The organism is Gardnerella sp. DNF00497B (genome assembly GCF_049262725.1).
Taxonomy (GTDB): Bacteria; Actinomycetota; Actinomycetes; order Actinomycetales; family Bifidobacteriaceae; genus Bifidobacterium; species Bifidobacterium leopoldii.
The window spans coordinates 535,787-556,747 of the sequence record NZ_CP058400.1 but is presented as its reverse complement, the minus strand read 5'-3'; the positions used below and the strand labels follow the sequence as shown (position 1 = coordinate 556,747).

The following is a 20,961-nucleotide window of genomic DNA, read 5'->3' as shown; positions in this document are numbered from 1 at the left end:
TTTACATTGTGGTGGTGTACAAAAATCCCTCGCGGATTATCGGAAGATAACCTGCGAGGGAATTTGCTTAATTACGGCGCAAGACTACTCGTTAGAGTGCTTGCGGCGGCGAGAAGCTACGCCTGCAACACCAAGTCCGGAGAAGACTGCGGCAAGACTTGCAAACAAGCCAGTTGCAGCACCCGTCTTAGCAAGACCACTAGCATTACCGGAAGCATTACGCAACGTAGCCTTAGCAGCCTTAAGATTCCTCAAAGCCTCATCAACCTGAGCCTGAGTAGCATTCTTATCAGCAAGCACACGCTTAGCTTCAGCCAAAGCCTTTCTATAAGCTCTAGCAGCAGCAGTATTCGCCTTAGACGCAGCAGAAGAATCTGCTTCAGAATTATTAACCTCAACTCTCAAAGCAGTCTTATCAACCGAAGCACTCTGAGAATCAGTAGTCTCGAAACCAGCAGCAGAGCCAGAGCCAGAATCAACCACAGAGCCAGAGCCGCTTCCAACACCACTATCAATACCAAACGGGTGATTAATCTTATCCTTAGCAGCCTGAAGCTTCCTCAAAGCCTCATCAACCTGAGCCTGAGTAGCGTTAGGATCTGCAAGCACACTGTTAGCCTCAGCCAAAGCCGTGTTATACGCGTCAATATCCTCAGTCATTCCAATCATAAAGAATACAGAATCACGGAACTTAGCATCAGCATCCGCCTCAGTCTGAAGCTTAGACTTATCAGTCTTATTAGAATCAGTAAGCTTCTTCTTAGCATCCTGGAGCTTCTTCAAAGCCTCGTCTACCTGAGCCTGCGTTGCATTCTTATCGTCGAGAACCTTGTTAGCGTCTTCGAGCGCCTTCTTGTAGGCGTCAAGAGCTTGCTTAGACGCGTTATCACCCTTAGCTTGAGCATTCTGATACTCAGGCGTCTTAGTGAAATCAGAATCCTTACCAGCTTCAGCAGTCAGATCAGTCTTATCAGTCTTATAACCATCAGAAAGCTTAGACTTAGCATCCTGAAGCTTCTTCAAAGCATCATCAACCTGAGCCTGGGTTGCATTCTTATCGCCGAGAACCTTATTCGCATCCTCAAGAGCCTTCTTGTAATCCTCAAGAGCCTGCTTAGACGCGTCATCACCCTTAGCTTGAGCATTTACGTACTCAGGTGTCTTAGTGAAGTCAGAATCCTTGCCAGCTTCAGTGTTCAAATCAGACTTATTAGTCTTGTAGCCGTCAGTAATCTTCTTCTTGGCATCCTGAAGATCCTTCAAAGCAGCGTCAAGTTCCTGCTGGGTTGGAGCCTTATCCATGCCGTCTGGAAGCTTACCCTTTGGCTTGCCAGTAGTGCGATCAAAGGCATCAAGAAGCTTCCTGGCAGCCTTGAGCTTTTCGGTGTAGGCATCTAGTGCCTTCTTGGCAGCTTCATCACCCTTCGCAGTCGCGTTCTTGAACTCTGGAGTGTTCTCGAACACGTCGGTGCTGGTGTCGTCCTTGCCGTCCTTAGACTTATCAACTTCTTCTTGCAAGTCGTGCGGGCTAGTGACGTAGTTCTTAGTAATCTTATCCTTAATTTCCTTCAGATTATTAAGAGCCTCGTCAACTTCTTGCTGAGTTGGAACATCCTTAGCACCAGGCTTTGGTTTACCGTCATCACCAAACTTTTCAAGCAAAGTCCTAGCTTTCTTCAACGCTTCTTTATAAGCAGTAACGTCAGCATTATCCTTGCCGTCATCAGTCTTCTTAGCAAGCGCATTCTGATACTCAGTAGTACTCTCAAATGACCCAGCAGTTGGCTTAGCAGTAGGATCTGTCGTATCGGCAGTAGACTTCGCAGCTTCAGTCTTCAAATCGTCAATCTTAGTACCGAAGCTGTCGTCGATTGCCTTTTTAGCATCTTGCAAAGCCTTAAGAGCATCATCAACTTCTTTTTGAGTTGGCTGTTTATCAGCTTCAACATTTGGATCAGGATTATTCACCTTGTTGATGAGTTCCTGCGCAGCTTTGAGCTTTTCGTTGTAAGCTTCCAGCTTTGCAGTCGCATCAGCGTCGCCAGCGTTCTTCTTTTCAAGAGCGTTCTTGTACGGAATCGACTCTTCAAACTTAGGAGTTACAGGCTTGCCGTCTTGATCCTTATCACCGACCTCGTTATTAAGCTTGTCAACGTTGGTCTTGTAGCTGTCAGCAATCTTCTTCTGAGCAATATTGAGCTGCTTTACTAACGCATCAACCTCACGCTGAGTAAGCTTGCTAGTATCCTTAAGCTTTTCAGCAATCTTAGCAATCTGACCTTCAAAACCAGTTTGCTTAGTAGCATCGCCCAAGTCCTTTCCAGCCTGATCATGCTTTGCGTTGTTAGCGTCAGCCTTGATTGCTTCAGCATTCTTGTATTCAGGAGTCTTCTTGAATACATCTTCTGCGTATTCCTTAGCTTGCTTAAGCTTATCAACGTTTGTCTTATAGCCGTCGGTAATAGCTTGCTTAGCTTGCTTCAAGGCCTCAAGAGCATCATCAATCTGTTTCTGAGTTGGATGATCGCTGAGCGTATTGGATGTGTTATCTTGCGCCAACTTGCGTGCCTTTGCCAAAGCATCCTTGTACGCTTTCACATCATCATTGTCTACCTTCTTACCGTCAGCGCCATCCTTCTTCTTAGCATCAGCATTCTGGAACTCAGGCGTATTCTCGAAGTCGCCTTCAGTAACAGCAGCATGCTCTGGAGTAGACTTCTTAGTTTCTGTCTCAAGATCAGTAGTAACAGTCTTATACTTCTCAATCTCAGTACGAGCATCGTCGAGAGCCTTAAGTGCGGCGTTGATGTCTTTTTGAGTTGGCTTTGCGTCTTGCGGCGTGTCAGCGCTGTCATGCTTCTTCAAAAGCTCCTGAGCTTTTGTCAAAGCTTCATCATACGCCTTCTTGGCTTCCTTAGCAGCGTTGTTCCTCTCGGTATCTTCAACTAACTTAGTTGGGTCAGTTGCATCCGCCTTCATGAAGTGAGGATCAGACGCATTGCGATACGCATCAGAAGTTTGCGTTCCTTCTGTAGCTGCAGGGCCCTCTGTAGAGCCGTGCTTCTTTACGCTTTCCACAAGCTTGGCGGTGTCGGTGTTGTAAGCGTCGAGAGCCTTGCGTGCTTCATCAAGCTTCTTCAACGCATCATTGACTTCCTTCTGAGTTGCAGCAGGATTCTTGAGCAATTCCTTAGCTTCATTAAGAGCTTTGCCATAATCGTCTACAGCCTTTTTAGCTGCTTCTTTCTTAGTTGCATTCTCAGTGCCATCATCATTCTTGAAATCAGGCACAGAAGCATTCTTATACGCAGGAGTCTGCTTGGTTGCATCATCCTCGTTAACAGACTTAAGCAGCGCGTCAGTCTTGGTTGCAAACTTATTCAACTCAGCAGCTGCAGCGTTCATTTCCTTAAGGATAGCGTCAACATCCCTATCCAGAGGCTCGCCTTGTGCGTGTGCCTGAATATTCTTCAGGTAGTCTCCGCTGTCAGGGTTGCCATCCTTATCAGGAGTATTTGTATCAGGAATATCATTACCATCTGCTTGATCCTTAGGCATCTTTTTCTCAAGCGCCTGTTGTAGCTTCTTTACGGCATCGTCATACTTCTTCTTAGCAGCCTTTGCATCCGCGCTTGCATCAGCTTCAGATACATTCTTATACGCAGGGCTGAGCTTTATAGCAAGGTCATTAAACACAGCTGCCGAAAGCCTGCTGGTATTAGTTGCATACTTGTCGATGACTTTACGAGCATCTTCAAGAGCTTTCTTTGCATCGGCGATGTCTGTAGCAGTTGGCTGCTCAGCTGGATTAGTTTTAGCAAACTTTTCCTTCAGAGCCTTAGCTTTTTGATAAGCATCGTTGTAATCTTTGAATGCTTTCTTAGCATCAGTGTCTCCAGCTTGCGCCTTATCGAAAGCGTTGAAGTAGGCTGGCATCAGATATCCGCTAAAGTTGTCTGCAAGAGCTTTCGTAAGATCGTTAGCATCGGACTTATAATTCTCATGCAGAGCGTTTTCGGCCTTAGTTAATGCATCTTTAGCATCATTAACTTCTTTTTGAGTTGCATTATCTTTCTTAAGAACCTCACGAGCCTTAGCTAACGCAGTGTCATAGTTTTCAACAGCAGTTTTAGCAGCAGGGTCGGTGTCTTTCTTCGCAGCGGCATTCTTGTAGAAGGTACTCTGCTTGCTTGCATCATTATTAGGATTATCAAAGGTGAGCTTTTCGGCAGTTATAAGCTGCGACTTATCGGTTGCTTTAGCGTCAAGAGCTGCTTTGGCTTTTTGAAGCTCATCAATAGCTGCATTAACGTCCTTTTGAGAAGCGCTTGGATCCTTAGAAAGATCATTTGCTTTCTTTACAGCGTTATCATAAGCTGTACGCTCTTTTTCAGTTGCGTTTTGATATGCTGGGTCAGCGGTCTTGAGCTTCTCCTCGCCTTGCTTAGACGTATCACCAGTCTTTACCTTACCATGCTGAGCGATTGCATTATTCAACTCATCCTTGTTGGTGCTGTACTTATCAAGCTCCTTACGCGCAGCATCAAGCTTTGCCTTAGCAGCGTCAACGTCTTTTTGCGTGGCGTTGTTGTTGTCCCTTGCAGCTTCAGCAGCTTGAAGTGCTTCATCGTAAGCTGTCTTTGCTTTCTTAGCAGCTTCGTTCCTGTCGGTGTCGGCAGAACCATCTGACTTCTTAAAGTCAGGATCGCTCACATTCTTGAACTGGTTTGTTGCTTGCGTGCCTGTAGCAGCTTGCTGACCTTCTGCAGCTTTACCGTTCTCATCGATGGATTTCTTAAGCTCCTCTTTCTTGGTAGCGTCACCATCAAGAGCTTTGCGAGCTTTTTCCAGCTTAATGGTTGCGTTATCAACCTCAGCCTTAAGCGCTTCGGTTAAATCAGCATCAGCTGTGTTACCAACTTTTTCAAGCGTTTGTTTAGCAACCTTCAACGCATCATCATAGTCGCTCTTTACCTTGTCCGAAGCGTTGTAGTATGCAGAATCAGTAGGAACTTCCTTACCCTCAACATGGGTAGTCTTGTGATCCTCAACCGACTTCTTCAAATCACTTGTCTTATGATTCGTCTGCGGCACAAAGATAACGTTAATCGCCTTAGGCGTATTCCCAGGGTTTTTGCCATTTTCGATGTAAATGTTTCTATACATCGTCAATCCATACGGCAAAACAAACAGGCGCGCTTTATATACCTTGTTTCCTTTAGCAGCAACTACTACCGGCTTAGCTTCTTCATCCCAGGAATACGATCCTGCATTCGATTCAGAATCGCCAAGATTTTCACCAGAATTAGAAACATTCTGACTATATTGCCAATAAGCACCGCTCATATTGCCGAGCGACAACTCAGTTGTAGGTTGGCCGTTCTTGTCGATCACGTAGCCCACATGCGACTTCTGCGCGTTTTCTTTATCGCCTTCATGAGCAAGAGCTTCGCCACCAGTAAGCTCGCGCAAACCAGCGTTGCCATCCTTCGGCGTAGCTTTCAACAAATTAAGAATCTTATTTGTATCAAACCCTTCTGCTTTAGTTGGGTCGTAGCGGTAAATGATGGTCTTGTGGTCTTCGCTCCACGAAAGGCCTTCGTCGGTGTCGCGGCCGGCAATTTTATTATTCTTCCACGAAACGTCGTAATCTTTGCGAATATCCGCCAAACGCGTGAGCTTGCCAGCCTTTACATCAGACTTAAACTCAGCAACCGCTTTATCGGTCTTAATCTTAACGGTAATAGTATTTTCTGCCTGACCATTCGAGATGCCCTGATTTGCATGACCAGCCGCAGTAAGATTGCCAGTAAGATACGAAAGCGTAATCTGCTTCTCGTAGTCGGTAGCGCTTAATCCAAGCTCTGTGTTGTCTTTATTAGCTTCGTAAATAGCCTTCTTAATGCTCTTAATCTCAGCATCAGAGTAAGCGAGTGGATTGTAGATAACAGTTGCGGTACTTTCTGCAGGAACCTTAATCTGATCTTCGGTAAACTTCTTTAACACAAGGTCACGCAGAGCAATCTTAGGAGCATCTTTTTCATCCACGCCGTCAAAATGGATTACAGCATTATCTCCATCAAACGAAATCTTATCTGCTGTAACGCCATTAATCTTGGCAAGCTTCGTCTTAATTTCTTCCTTAACTTCAGCCGAAAGATTAGTCGGATCTTCCACAATCGGCTTGTCAATGCGATCATCGTAGCGCGCAACGGTAAGCGGAATAGCTTGCGACTTAAAGCCCAAATCCGTAACCATATAAGTGTTAAGCGTCTTCGCTCCAGTTACATAAGTTTTATTTGTTGCGCCTTGAGCTGAGGTTTCCTTATTAATAGCCTCAAACGTAGTCTTGTCGTAAGCATCTTCAGACTTTACGTTAATATTTTGCGTAAACGTTCCAGAAAGCTGATCATTTACAGACTTCTTATCACTACGCGCCGTCTCAATATTGCCAGCTTCAGTAATTGCTGCTTGAACCTTTTCTGCCGTAAGAGGCTGATTATATTTCAGCACCACTGATCCAGAAGTTTTTGGCGGAACAAGCGTTACAGCGCGGAATACATTCGTTTTATATGCAATAGTTTCTGTACTACTACCATCTTTAGTTACATACACGAAAATAGAACGACTGGCTGTATACTTCTCAGCACCGCCATTAAGGTTACCATCCCTAAAAAGAGTGCTCATCGTAAGAGTTGCAGATCCGTCGGAATTAGCAGTAAATATATATTCACCAGAATAATCTTGGTGTTTGTCTGGATTTTTCGAGTAAAAATCAATACCTCTCTCACTTTTTGCATTATTGAAACCATTTGTCTTAGAAGGGAAAATAGCAATACTGGTAATCTTGCTACCATCTTTTGGAGCTGCAAAGTGGAAAGTAACAGTGTGCTTTTCGCCATTTACGCTGTATGTATTGTCTGAGCTTCCCCAGCCATACACGTTCGGCATAGTGCCAGCGTTATTCTCATTAATTTCAATCTTGGTATTAGCAGTATCCGTTGTATCAGGATTAATTTTATTAGGATCTTGGTTTGCTGCACCATCAGAAGCGCGATCCTGATTTTCAGGCGCAGTGACATCAGGTTGATTATTTTCTAACGAACGCTTTGCGAGCTTCTTTGCACCAGATTCCGCAGAAGTGATATCTGTAACCTTATTATCTACAGACTCAGTGTTCACAGTCTTCTGCTCAGTCTCAGTGCCATCAGTCTTTGCTACAGACTGCGTAGAAACTTTCTTTTCCTTAGTTAAATTCTGTTCGAGCTTAGACTTGTTATTATTATCCTTGTGAACCTTCTTTAAAGTATTATTGTCGGTCTTCTCGTATGTAGCAGACTTCTCTTCAGTCTGATCCTTATTATCAGCTTCCTTAGCTTCAGGCTTAGCATCAGCATTTTTACCAGCTTCAGCCTTCTTATCAACACCAGGCTTCTTACCAGCCTCAACAGGAACCGAAGCCGCACCAGCCGCAGCACCATTCTCCGCCGCCATTGCCGGAGTTGCTCCAAAAGCGAACGCCGCACCAGCCAACACGCCAGCGGCTCCAACCGTAAATGCTGCCACCTTGCGTGCATCCACAGCCTTAGCAATCGCATTACTTACTGCAGCATCCAATGTAACCTTGCGTGCATGCCTTCCGGAATTTGAATTAGCCATTGTGTATCTCCTTGAATACCAGATTCTCTCTGAACAAGTCTTTATGAATTTATTAGTGAAGAGCTTTGTGCAGTAATCAAACGCTGATCGAACTACGGTCAAATACATATGAAACTTCTGCTCAGCTCTCAAAAGCGCAATCTCTTTTATTGAGATTTACATTCAATAATACCGAATATACGAATATTTTGCAACGTATTTGTTATAATGTATAGCCTATGAAGCCCCCCCCCAGAGGCTTTATTCCAACATTTTTAGCAGATTTTTGGGGCGAAAACTTTCATAACAAATGTAAGCTAGATTACAGTTTTAATGGTGATTCTAAACACATGTTTAGTATAAAACGCAATTATTTTATGCATTTATACATTTTTGCGTATTTGTATACATTACACACTCTATGTTAAATTTCAATACTCACTACCTGTTGTTCAAAGAACACTAACATCATTACTGCTGCACACTCAACACCAGAAACTCCTACCACACCACAAAACACTAGCGGCTTTACTGGTAGTGAAGGTGGGTGTTGCTTGGTCGAGCAATATAAAAGCGGAGCGATAGTAATATCTTGTTGATAAATAATATTTCTGCAGAAAAAGTAAGTAAAAAACTAAACTTAACTATGCAACCGCTAAGTCCAAATAAGGTATAAGAGCGGAGCGCTGCGAGACAAGTAACACCCACCCTCACAGCCACTCCAAAACGCTGCAACCTACCCAATTTTCGTAAAAAGCGGCTTCACATTCGCCCAAATCCTTCGAGCAATACCCGGATGATTCATCGTATACAAGTGAATGCCATCCACGCCTTCTGCAATTAAATCGTTAATCTGCTGGGAAGTAAAAATACTGCCAGCATCACGCAAGCAATCAGCATTACTCCCCCAACGATCCATCATTGCGGAAACTTGCGAAGTAATTCGAGACGCACACAAGCTCGTCATGCGCTTAACTTGCGAAGCGTTCGCAACAGGCATCACGCCAGCTTCAATCGGCACGTTAACGCCGGCAGCACGAGCTAAATCACGGAAGCGCAAAAAATCCTCATTATCGTAAAAAAGTTGCGAAATTAAATGCGTAACACCCGCATCAACCTTGCGCTTCAAATTATCAATATCCGCTTGCAAACTTTCCGCCTCCGGATGCTTCTCCGGGTAGCAAGCGCCCAAAATCGGCAAATCCGGGCGCTTTGAACGAATATAGGAAACCAAATCGCTGGCATGCTCAAAAACGCCTGCCGCCTCCTGGCCTGCAATCACGTCGCCACGCAAAGCCAAAACACCGGAAACGCCAGCATTATCAAACATTTCCAAAGCTTCATCAACAGCATCATAATCAAGGTAGCGAGCTGTTAAATGAGCAACTGCGTCAATGCCATATTCGGAGCGAATCGTATGAGCAATACGCGCAGTAGCAGTACGATCCTGCAGCTTTCCAGTGCCGTAAGTAACCGAAATAAAATCCGGGTCAAGACCCTTCAAGCCATCCAAAGTATCGTAAATCGTACCAATAGGAGATGTGCGCTTAGGTGGAAAAACTTCCAGCGAAAACTTTGGTTTATACGGCATAGCTCACCCCCTATTTAGATTGTTGCTTACATTGCCGCTTAGATTTCCGCTTTGCTTGTTGCTTTGCTGATTATTAGAAAGCTCCGCACGGACCTCTTTAGCAGCAGCGACAAGATTCTCCAAGCTTGGCCAAGTTTCAGCGTCGCCTCGAGTTTTAAGACCGCAATCCGGGTTAATCCAAAGCTTTTGAGCAGGCATCTTACGCAAAATCTCGTGAATACGCTCCACAAGCTCCGCCTTACCAGGAACGCGCGGAGAATGAATGTCGTAAACGCCAGGACCAGCCTCAGTCTCAAAATGCGCGTCGTGAATAGCGTCAAGCACAACCAAGTCGCCACGAGAAGCCTCAAAAGAAATCACATCCGCATCCATAGCATCAATGTCGCGAATAATGTCATTAAACTCCGAATAGCACATATGCGTGTGAATTTGCGTAGTCGCAGCAACTGCAGAATGAACAAGGCGGAAAGCAGCAATCGCCCAATCCAAATACTTCTTATGCCAATCAGAGCGGCGAAGTGGCAACTTTTCGCGCAAAGCAGCCTCATCAATCTGAATCACACGAATACCCGCACGCTCCAAATCCAACACTTCATCGCGAATAGCAAGAGCCAACTGCTGAGTCTGCTGCTCGTGAGTAATATCCTCGCGAGGCCAAGACCAGTTAAGAATCGTCACAGGTCCTGTAAGCATGCCCTTAACAATATGCTTCGTGCAGCTTTGGGCATAAGCGCTCCAAGCCACAGTAATCGCAGACTCGCGAGAAACATCCGACCACACGATTGGAGGCTTCACGCAGCGAGTACCATAAGACTGCACCCAAGCGTTTTTCGTAAATTTAAAGCCGCGCAAATGCTGGCCAAAATATTCAACCATGTCGTTGCGCTCAAACTCGCCGTGAACAAGCACATCCAAGCCAATTTGCTCCTGATGCTCAATGCACTTGGCAATGCGATTGCGCATAAACTCGTCGTAAGCTTCGCGCGAAATCTCGCCCTTACGAAGAGCAGCTCTAGCGTTACGAATATCCTTAGTTTGCGGGAAAGATCCAATAGTAGTCGTTGGCAAATCCGGTAAGCCAAGAGCTTCCTTTTGCAAACGCTGACGTTCTGCCCTTTCCGGCAATCGCACAAAATCAGAATCTTTAAGATTAGCAAGACGATTAGCAACAGCAGAATCTGCTTTCACGCGCGAACCGTCGAACAAAGCCTGATTTTTAGCCAAAACGTTACTCGATTTACGGCTTTCGTCACTTTCTACAGCAAGATTTGCGATATCGCGAATCTCTTGCAACTTTTCAACAGCAAAAGCAAAATGTTGCAAAACATCCGCACCCAAAGCATCCTCACCAACAGTGCTAAACGGCACGTGAAGAAGCGAGCAAGCAGTAGAAACAGCCACGCGATCCGTAACATTCTCACGCAAAGCGTCAACCAAACCAAGGCTCACAGCATAATCGTTACGCCAAATATTACGGCCATTCACAACGCCAGCAAAAAGCGTAGTTTTTTCGTTCACACCATAACGCTCAATGGCTGCAAGATTTTCTTCCTTGCCTTCCACCAAATCAACGCCAACACCGTCAAAACCAAGATTATTCACAGTTTCGTAAGCGTCAGCAATATTGCCAAAATACGTGTTAAGAAGAAGCTTAACTTCCGCGCCCCTAGCCTCAAGCAAAGGCTTATACAAAGCTTCAAAAAGCTCCAAATCGCCTTCCTCTTTATCAAGCGCCAAATAAGGCTCATCAAATTGCAGCCAAGTTGCGTGAAGTTCGCCAAAACGCTTAACAATACTCGCATAAGCAAAAGCCAGAGCTGAAATCACAGACTCAGTTACTTTCAACTCCTGCGCTTCAGGAGTACGAGCCAACTTCAAAAAAGTGTACGGGCCAATCAGCACAGGCTTCGTTTCCAAACCCTGCGCGCGAGCCTCCAAAAACTCGTCAAAAGGCTTAGTTCCAGCCAAATGCAAGCCTTCCGGATTCTCAACTTCCGGAACAATATAGTGGTAGTTCGTAGTAAACCACTTCTTCATTGGCAACGCCGTCACATCGCCGCGCTCACCCTGATAGCCGCGCGCAATAGCAAAAAGCGTATCCTCAGCATGCTCAAAATTCAATTTACGATAACGCTCAGGCACAGCACCCAGCAAAATAGCAGTATCGAGCATTTGATCATAGTAGCTAAAATCGTTACTTGGAATTAAATCAATCCCAGCTTCAGCTTGCAAACGCCAATGCTTAGCTCGCAAAGACTGAGCAACTTCACGCACTTCATCCAAAGAAGCATCCTGCTTCCAGTAACGTTCAATAATCTTCTTCAACTCACGATTAGCGCCAATACGTGGGAAACCGGAAACAGAAGTAAAAACCGCAGACATACATCCTCCAAAAAATTTCTTTGACTCGCTTTAGCCTAGCAAAGAAATGCTTGAATGCGGTCATTCAAGAACTTGGGGTGTCGTTATAAGCTTAATTTATATGCTTAATTTCGTGTGGTTATGCAAAGGATTTGGGGGTGAGGATTGCGAGAGCTGTGGCACCGCGCAAGCCGCAAGTTGCGAATGGACGATCAGACACAAGCACCACAACAGACGCATTAGCAAGCCCCAAACGCATCGCCCCAAGCACATCCGGATCCGAATCAGGCGAAGAAAGCCACTGCGCAGCCATAGACATCGTCGGCTCATGCCCAACAATCATCGTCGTATGAACATCGCCTCGAATCGCTTGCAACTCGTCCATAACAGATTGCATACCGCCATCGTAAAGACTCTTGCGCGACTCAACCACAGGAGAGTCGCCAAAACGCTTCAACATGCGTTTCAAAGTTTGCTCAGTGCGATTCGCACTAGAACACACAATATAATCCGGCACAAGCTTCAAAGATTCCAAGCCTTTTGCCATAATTTTCGCCTGCTTCAAGCCCTTATCTGTAAGACCACGACCCCAGTCGTCACCCATTTGAGGAGCCTCAGCTTTAGCATGACGCATCAGCAACAAAACGTACTTACTATGATGTGCTTTCTTCATAAGCTTTTTCATTGGTGATGCCATAATGCTCTCCTACTTAGCTTGATTAAGCGCTGATTGTTGTGCAGACTGCGAATCTTGCAAATCTTGCGACTGCGAATCTTCCGGCAATTGCGCAAGCTGCACGTCTAAATCACGTAAAACTTTACGCAATTTACGATCCGAAATATCACGCAAAGACAAGTCTTCCAACTGTTCAGCGCGCTCTTCTGCTGTCATATCGTCAATATCGCTCACAGTATCTTTAGTACCATGCTCACGCTTTTTCAAAGCGCTAAAACCTTCAGCCATTGCGCGCGAAACAATCAAAAATCCAGTGTGGCCAATCATCGCATGATCCGGACGAACCGCCAAACCTTGAGCTTTCCAAGTGCGTTCCAATGTTTCCTGAATCTCCGGCTCAGTCCACATGCCACTTTCTCGCAAAGCTTCAGCCATGCGAGACATTTGCGTAGTAGTCGTAACGTACGCAACAAGCACGCCTCCAGGCACAATAACTCGATGAGCTTGCTCGAGGCGATTCCAAGGGTCAAGCATGTCTAGCATAATGCGATCCACGCTGTGCGCATCTAAGGTTTTTGCAACAGAATCAAAATCGCCAGTAAGCAAATTCCACCATTCTGGGCGCTTTCCGTAGTACAAAGTTGCGTTAGACTCGGCAATGCGCGCAAAATCCGGGCGAAGCTCAATCGTAGTAAGCTTTCCACACTCCCCAACTGCGTCCAAAAGACTTAAACTCATAGCACCAGAGCCAGCGCCCGACTCCAAAACGCGCATTCCAGAACGAATATCTCCTAAAGCGATTACTTGCGCAATATCTTTCGGATACATAATTTGCGCGCCTCTAGGCATAGAAAGCACGTAGTCAACCATGCGCGGTCGCATAACTACATAATCCCAGCCGCCAATAGCGCGAGCTGCTTTCCAAGGCTTATTGCCAGATTTTGAAAGGTCTTTAGATTCTTGATTTTCGCTATTTTGCTGAGATTCGCGCTTTGCACTAACAGTAGTAATTACAACGCCTTCGCTTTGGCCAATCACGTCGTCGTGACAAATAAGACCGTGCTCAGTTTGTGTAACCCCACCCACAACAAGCTGTGCAGTAATTCGCTTACCTTTACGATCGGTGAATTGAATCTTCTCACCTACTCGTAACACACCACTACGCGAATTAACTGACTGCACAAAACACCTCGCAACTTTAAAGCGACTTTTATTATTGCTACTTATTATAAGCTCACAGTGGTAAGAGGCATTGCAGAATCGATTGCAAAATCGGGAGCAGAAGGACGAACCCCTGCTTCTACCAAATTTACGCCAAGCATTGCAACCATCGCACCGTTATCCGTGCAAAGCTTAAGCTCTGGCAAACGCACTTCAATTCCATGCTCCTTGCCGCAAGCCAGCAAATGCTCACGAAGCTGCGAATTAGCAGAGAATCCGCCGCCAATCATCAACGTTTTAGAACCGTACTGCTCGCAGCCCATCATAGCTTTGCGTGAAAGCACTTCCGCCACAGAATTAGCCAAAGAAGCACACACGTCGTCAACTGGAATTTCAAGCCCTTGAGCCTCACGCGCTTCAACCCAGCGCGCAACAGCAGTTTTTACGCCCGAGAAGCTGAAATCGTACGGATGCTCTTTGCCGGAACGACCTTGCGTCAAGCCTTGCGGAACTTTCAAAGTATCCGGATTTCCAAGCCTTCCATGCCTATCAATATGAGGGCCACCCGGGTATGGGAACCCAAGCAAACGCGCAACTTTGTCAAAGCACTCGCCTGCAGCATCGTCCAAAGTTGTGCCAACAACGTCAATACTTCTAGCAATATCGTTCACGTGAAGAAGCGAAGTGTGACCGCCGGAAACAATTAAAGCCAGCACATCTTCCGGCACGTCGCCGAATTGCAATTGTGTTACTGCAATATGCCCAATTACGTGATTAATACCATAAATCGGCTTATTTGCAGCCCAAGCTAGTGCTTTAGCTCCCGAAACTCCCACAGCTAAGCAGCCAGCAAGACCAGGACCTGCGCTTACTGCAATCGCGTCAACATCGCTTAAATCCATGTTTGCGTCTGCCAATGCTTTAGAAACAACCGGCACGAAAGCTTCAGCGTGCGCACGAGAAGCAATTTCTGGAATTACGCCACCGTAGCGCGCATGCTCCTGCATTGAAGATGCCACCACATTCGACACCAGAGTACGTCCGCGCACAATAGCTGCGGCAGTTTCGTCACAAGTTGATTCAATCCCCAATACGATTGCTTCGCTCATTTTATTCCTCTTTATTCCTCGTTATTCCTCAGTTCCGTTATTTTTTGCGGTTAGATCAGCGCACATTGTGTACGCATCCACGCCTTCCGGCTGATAGTAACGTTTCCGCAAACCCATTTTCTTAAAACCAAAACGTTCATACAACGCGAGCGCAGGAACATTGTCAACTCGCACTTCTAGCAACATGCGCTTAGCACCAATTTTTTCTGCGGTTTTGATCATAGTTGATAAAAGTTCCGACGCTAGGCCTTTTCTTTGATATTGTTTTGCAATGCCAATTGTCATTATTTGCGCGTCATCGCCGTCAAACCAGTAGCCGGCATACCCGCATAACGTATGCGTATTTTCGTCGATTTGAGCGTAATACGCGCGCATAGGAGCTTGCAATTCTTGCGAAATCATGCTCTCATTCCATGAGCCTTTGCCAAACAAGTCGGCTTCAATAGGAGCTATTTTTTGCGCTAACTCATTGCAAGTAAAATCGCACTTTGGAACTATATTGCAATTCTCGACTACTGCTGGAAATTTAGAACGCGTTATATCAACAATCATAATTACTCAAATCGTTAAAACGCTTCTATTTTTCTTTTGCCTTATTCGCTTCGCCAGAGCCAAGCACATGCTTAAGCGGATTTGGCACAGACACGTCCGGACGGCGCAAATAAAGCGGTTCAACAGCTTTTACGCGCTCATCTTTATCGACGCAATTCTCAGCGCACTGCTCGAAAATTTGCAAGCCTTGCACACCCAAGTCAAGCGCAGAAACTTCAGCAATAACGCCAATATTGGCAATATTTCGCCAATCTTCAACGTATTTTTTAGCACCGTGTCCGAGCACATCCACGCAATAATTTTCGTTAGTTTTGCTTGCTAAATACTCATTCACACGAGCAACAACATTTTGCGGATAGTCAATATCCATATCTATTAGCGCATTTCCTTCGTTGTCGTATAAGGACATGTACACTTGGCGACGACGCGCATCATTTAGTGAAAGCACGTAGTGACGAATATTAGAGTCGCAAGAATCCACAGAATTCGGAATATTTAGTAGCAAATCCTTGCAAATAACGCCATTTTTGCGAGCTTCTTCGAACGCGCCGGAACGCATCATCAAACTTTGAGGAAGAAGACTATCACACCCCAAAATTTCAGCATTATTTGCAAATGCAATCGCTTTTGCTGCAACTAATCCTGCGCGAAGTCCTGTAAAAGGAGCAGGACCTACTCCCACAACCACGCGTTTAATATCGGAAGGCTTAAGCCCAGCGTCCTCCACAACTTTTGCAATATTTACTTGTAAACGCTCCACGTGAGTGCGAGAGTCGGTTTCAACAATCGGCTCATGGCCCACAATTCCAACAGTAGAGCCAAATGATGTGTCAATAATCAGCGTATTACTCATGTTCATTCCTCGAAGTCACGTACCAGACTAGCTTACTCGCTTAGCACAACTTGATTTATTTGTTGCGATATTTACTCGCGTATTTCTAATTACAATTTTGCAAGTCGATTAAGCCAATCCTTGCCAACAGCTTTCAAAGTTAAGATTCGCTCGCCATCGCTAGTAAAATCGTCTACTTGCGAAGAGTCAATAGGTCTTGCAATATGAACTTCTAAGCGCTCAGCAGCAAGCACTCCTGCCATTTGCTCACCCCACTCCATAAGCACAACAGTGCCGTCTCCTGGCTCTTCCAAAGCTTCGTCAAGCCCCAAAGATTCAAGCTCGTCAAGCAAACGCGAAACAGCATCTTGCCCCGGAGCAAAATCTTCGCCACCCAAACGATAAGCATCAACGTGAATTAGCGTCGCCGGCTTACCATCCGCAAAAGTGCCATGCAATTCGCGCGCAATCGTAAAAGTTGGAGACACAATCGGCTCACTAATTGAAAGCCCTGCACCAAAACCTTGAGCGAACGTTGTTTTACCAGCTCCAAGAGGACCAGAAAGCAGCAAAACGTCGCCTTCTTTAACTAGTTTTGCCACAGCTTTACCAAGCTCGCGCATATCAGTATCTGTAGGCACAGTACACACTTTTTGCTGTTCTGACACCGTTTCTTCTTTCATACTTAACACAATCTTTCTAATTTGCAGTTCTTAATTTACGTTTCTTATTTACGATTCTTAATTTACGATTCTTAATTTACGCTTTCTAATTTCCTCGAGACGCAATGAGCATAATACATTTTTCAAGCGCATAATTCGCATCACTAGATCCGCCTTTGCACTGCTCATCCGCCCAAGCTAAAGATTGCAAACATTTAGAAACACCTGCACTATTCCATCCAGCAAGCTGACGCATTGCCATTTTAAGAGCCCACGGGTTTACTTTCGCTTCAGCACTAGAAATCGTGCCGTTGCGAATTGCCATTGCGAGCGCAATTACGCGTACTTTTGCAGCCAAAGCACCTATTAATGCTATGGCGTCAACTCCTTGAGCAATTGCAGTTCTTGCTGCAAGCACAGCAGAACCTGCATGACCTGCAACAGCTTTATCTGCAACAAAAAAGCCGGTAACTTGCGGATCTGCAATCAAGTATCGGTCGACAATATCAAGCGTTATTGGATTATCGTCATAGTCGAAGCATAATTGCGAGCATAATGCTGCAAGCTCCCCTGTTTTACTTCCCAAAACTGACACAAGACGTTGTGCTGCTTGAGGCTCAACGCTTCGATTGTGACGCTCAAATATGCTCATAACGAAGTTGAGCTTGGCATCGTCTTTTTTAAGATCCGGCACTGTAATTGTGTTTGCGCCAGCTTTCGTAAGGCGCGTAATAATAGACTTTCCTTTAAGCCCACCTTCGTGACGTGCAATAACCCAAGTTGCAGAAGAGTCTACAAAATTATTTTCGTTATTTTCACTATTTTGCGAATTATTTTCACTATTTTGCGCTTGTTTGCAGAAATTTTCGATTGCTTCTACTAAAGACTCGTCTGCTTGTTGCAAATTATTTACTATTACAATCGTTCCGTCACCGAAAAGCGAAGGACCTACAGCTTCGTCAAATGCGTACTGATCCGCAGTTGACGCATCGAGTTCAATAATTTCAGCATCCGGAGCACTTTTTTGAACTTTTTCACGCACATTTCGAACATTGAGCTCGTTTAAGTAAGCGTCACCTCCAACTACCAGCGTAACTGGCATAACGCGTTGCGCGCGCTTATTATTTGCTGCCATAATGCTCCTTAAACCAACCAACTCTTAACCATCATAATATTGCATTCGAATATGCGTGCGTGTTTGCTACTCTTCGAAAATTTTCTCTGCTTCTCGTAACGTTCGCTTTGCCGAAGCAGACCACAGTTGACCAATTATGCTAGCTCTTTGAACATAATACTTATTGCGAAAAGCTCGCAAAGCTAGCATAAACAAAGCCAATATCACAAATTCTGCACACAACATTGCCCACGCTCCTGCAGCACCTTTTATCCATGGAAACACGCCAAAAGATACTTCATCGCACCAACACGCGCACTTTTGCATAAAGCTTGTTCCAATTGATGAAGCTCTCGCAAAAATAAGCGATAATCCACCGTTAAAGCTCGCACAAACTAGTGAAATTAAGCCGCACACTGTTGCCCAATCCATAAGAGGCGCAACTATTAGATTAGCTGGCACAGACATAAATGACACTTCCGGTTGCATAAGAATTTGCACTGGCATAGTCCAAAATTGTGCAGAAAGCGTTATAGCTAGCGCAGAAGCAACACAAGATGGCATATATTTTGCAAGCGTTTTAGAAATCGGCACTCCCATAACAACAATTCCCAAAGTTGCTGCAGAAGAAAGAGCAAAAGCATAATCCCAAGCATACGAAGGGTTTACTAGTAACACTCCAATAACAGTCCAACTTAAAGCACTAACTGACTGGTATGGACGTTTGCAACACCACGCAACAGCGGATATTATTCCCATAATTAACGCTCGAAGCACAGATGCAGAAGGGTAAACTATCGCAGCCAAAGCAATTTGCAACGTAATTTGTATTAAAGATGTAGCCCAACGAGCCAACAGTAATCGTGCGCAAAACTTGCGAATAATCATACTAAGTAGCAAAAAGTGTCCGCCTGAAACTGCCATAACGTGCATGATTCCAGCATGTTGAAAATGTTGACGTGTCATATTCGCATAAGTTTCGTCGACAGGCTCAAGTGAACTTGCATCCTCTACTGGCACATATTCTTGCCCAAGCATGCCAACAGTTACTCCAGGAACCAACATTCTGCCTTGCATATCGAGCTTATTTGTTACGTCATAAAACGATTTCCACAAATTACTAACGGCTTTGTGCCAAAAGTCTGAGTCTTGTACAACATGCAAATTTCGTTGAGTTTTTTCTACATGCAATTCAGGCTTACTACTATCAAATCTCGAAGCTTTCACGCTAACAGGAACGCTTAGGCTAGAACCATAGCTAAGTTGCTTGCATATTGGCGAATACGCATACAGTCGCGCTTGAACGTAACTTTTTTGCGCATCAAACTTATGCACTTGAACATTAGCTTGGCAATCTCCTTTAAAACTTCTAGACGAGCGCACAGGAGTAACTACTGTAAATTCTGCAAAATGTGCGCGCCCGGCATTATTTCCTCGAGAATACAGTGCTTTAATAGGATTATTGCCGCGTATTTCTCGCATAATAACGTCACCAGATATCACATATTGAGTTATGTACGAAAGCATGAACGCAGCTACAAAAGCGTTTATTATCACTAAAACTGTTCTACGCCATATAAAAAACTTAAATTTTTTGCAAAATATAAAAATCGAAACTATAGTTGCATTGAATAAAACTATTGAAATGCAATAAATTATAGTAAAATCGCATAAGAATTTTCCAATTAAGCATCCAGCCCAGCACGCTGCAGCAACAGGAATCATACGAAAGTCACGACTTCCAGAAACGTTTTCTACTTTTTCTACGTTTTCTCGCATAATTCACCTATTTGACGTCAACATTCCCACGGAATTTATTCAAGGTTTTAGGCCCAATTCCTTTAATTTGCATCAAATCTTCTAAACTGCGAAAATAACCAACTCTTTTACGCTGAGCGATAATGCGCGCAGCAGTTTTGGGACCGATTCCTTTTAAGGTTTCTAGTTGATCAAGCGTCGCAGTGTTTATATTGATTCTGCCAGTGTTACTTTGATTAGAAGCAGTATTTTTGTCGCTTCTGTCACTTTTATTACTTCTGTCACTTTTATTACTTCTGTCGCTTTTGTTGCTCACGTCGCTTTTGTTGCTCACGTCGCTTTTGTTGCTCACGTCGCTTTTGTCGTTACTATCACCTTTACTTCCTCTGTTGCCTTTACTTCCGTCACCTCCGCTGTTTTCGTCGAGTTCATTACTTACACTTTTTTCTTCATCATCATTTTTATTGTTACCTTTTAAATCGCTAAAAGAATGCTTTTCGCGACTAGTATCGTCGTTTTCTATTGCAAACGCGCCTGCTTTTTCGTTCTGAACTCGTTGATATGTTAAGGATTGAGAAATAAGCATTGTCAAGCTTGCACAAAGAGCCGCAACTAGTATCAGCATTAAAGCAAGCGTATGTACAGGCTTCATGTGAAATCTAGGATGAGTTTTTCTACTTATAATTTCTTCATCAAAAGAATTACAAGCTTTTTCGCAATAGTCGTCACTAAAATTTTTATCAACATTGCTGTTAGAAAATTCTTCTAAAGACGTTGCAATTCGTCTCCTAGGCAAATCAGACGCAGGCTTATTAAGCCTAAAATTATGCTCATGATTCTGCCCAAAATTCTGCTCAAAGTCTTCCATAAATCCCCCAACTCTTAAAGTTCTTAACTTAACTATTGGGCAACTTATAACACTTCGCAACAAAAATATGCGCCTGTGGTTAAAACCTTTAACATTCTCTACTGTTCAAAGAACACTAAAATTAAAGCTCTGCTGACACCACACCAAACACACTCACCCACAAACTACCCCGCAGCTTAATTAAGCGACTTTAGTGTACGAATACCAACGTGGTGAGATTTGAGATTTTTCGCACTGAGCGAGGCGAACGTCAGAGCCGCAGGCTGCTGATTCGCCAAGCGAAGAAGAAAAATCGAAAAATCTCTGCGATGAGCACGGTTATTAACGATTATCACGCAGAGTTTGGGGGATTTCTCTACGAGCACTAAAAGAGGACTGATGGAGCAACATTCTTTAAAGAAAGGCAAACACAATAAACGCCTTTAACAGCCAAAGCGACTGAAGGACGGGACGTGCGAGGAGAGAAATCCCCCAAAACTCGCGCCACATAAAGCAAGTATTTGCGCAAACACAAATTTTCTAGCCTCGTCAAAACCAAAAAACTAAATCAGTTACAAAACTCATAGACGAAACCCAAGAATAACAAAAAATGCTGTAAAGCACGAAAAATCGCGCAATACAGCATTAATTAAGCAGATT

The 20,961-nt window shown here is 44.5% G+C and carries 12 protein-coding genes; all 12 read right to left on the bottom strand.

Features of this window, described 5'->3' with window-relative positions:
- Window positions 1–84: 84 nt before the first annotated feature.
- A complete protein-coding gene (locus HXT26_RS01935; protein WP_422112054.1) occupies window positions 85–7,659 on the bottom strand; it encodes a peptidase in 7,575 nt (2,524 codons plus the stop codon).
- Window positions 7,660–8,374: 715 nt separating this feature from the next.
- Window positions 8,375–9,229 (bottom strand): methylenetetrahydrofolate reductase [NAD(P)H], encoded by an 855-nt coding sequence (metF, locus tag HXT26_RS01930; protein WP_410295825.1) that lies wholly within the window; start codon window positions 9,227–9,229, stop codon window positions 8,375–8,377.
- Window positions 9,230–9,232: 3 nt separating this feature from the next.
- Window positions 9,233–11,611, bottom strand: coding sequence for a 5-methyltetrahydropteroyltriglutamate--homocysteine S-methyltransferase (gene metE, locus HXT26_RS01925; protein ID WP_422112053.1), 2,379 nt, complete (start codon window positions 11,609–11,611; stop codon window positions 9,233–9,235).
- Between the two features lie 118 nt (window positions 11,612–11,729).
- Entirely contained in the window at window positions 11,730–12,287 is a 558-nt protein-coding gene (locus HXT26_RS01920) for a SixA phosphatase family protein (protein ID WP_004119025.1), read from the bottom strand.
- 9 nt (window positions 12,288–12,296) lie between these two features.
- On the bottom strand, window positions 12,297–13,448 hold the full coding sequence (locus HXT26_RS01915; protein WP_101886072.1) for a tRNA (adenine-N1)-methyltransferase: 1,152 nt from the start codon (window positions 13,446–13,448) through the stop codon (window positions 12,297–12,299).
- Window positions 13,449–13,492: 44 nt separating this feature from the next.
- The gene (gene tsaD, locus HXT26_RS01910; RefSeq protein WP_004106430.1) at window positions 13,493–14,536 is read right to left on the bottom strand and encodes a tRNA (adenosine(37)-N6)-threonylcarbamoyltransferase complex transferase subunit TsaD; all 1,044 of its coding nucleotides are present in this window, start codon (window positions 14,534–14,536) and stop codon (window positions 13,493–13,495) included.
- Between the two features lie 21 nt (window positions 14,537–14,557).
- Window positions 14,558–15,088, bottom strand: a complete 531-nt coding sequence (gene rimI, locus HXT26_RS01905; protein ID WP_112928703.1) for a ribosomal protein S18-alanine N-acetyltransferase — start codon at window positions 15,086–15,088, stop codon at window positions 14,558–14,560.
- Window positions 15,089–15,113: 25 nt separating this feature from the next.
- On the bottom strand, window positions 15,114–15,941 hold the full coding sequence (gene tsaB / locus HXT26_RS01900; RefSeq protein WP_004119014.1) for a tRNA (adenosine(37)-N6)-threonylcarbamoyltransferase complex dimerization subunit type 1 TsaB: 828 nt from the start codon (window positions 15,939–15,941) through the stop codon (window positions 15,114–15,116).
- 89 nt (window positions 15,942–16,030) lie between these two features.
- The gene (gene tsaE / locus HXT26_RS01895) at window positions 16,031–16,603 is read right to left on the bottom strand and encodes a tRNA (adenosine(37)-N6)-threonylcarbamoyltransferase complex ATPase subunit type 1 TsaE (RefSeq protein WP_004106436.1); all 573 of its coding nucleotides are present in this window, start codon (window positions 16,601–16,603) and stop codon (window positions 16,031–16,033) included.
- Window positions 16,604–16,688: 85 nt separating this feature from the next.
- Entirely contained in the window at window positions 16,689–17,717 is a 1,029-nt protein-coding gene (holA, locus tag HXT26_RS01890) for a DNA polymerase III subunit delta (protein WP_422112052.1), read from the bottom strand.
- Window positions 17,718–17,783: 66 nt separating this feature from the next.
- Complete coding sequence (locus HXT26_RS01885) at window positions 17,784–19,475, bottom strand: ComEC/Rec2 family competence protein (protein ID WP_422112051.1); 1,692 nt, start codon at window positions 19,473–19,475, stop codon at window positions 17,784–17,786.
- 7 nt (window positions 19,476–19,482) lie between these two features.
- Window positions 19,483–20,322, bottom strand: coding sequence for a helix-hairpin-helix domain-containing protein (locus HXT26_RS01880; RefSeq protein WP_422112050.1), 840 nt, complete (start codon window positions 20,320–20,322; stop codon window positions 19,483–19,485).
- Window positions 20,323–20,961: the final 639 nt, after the last annotated feature.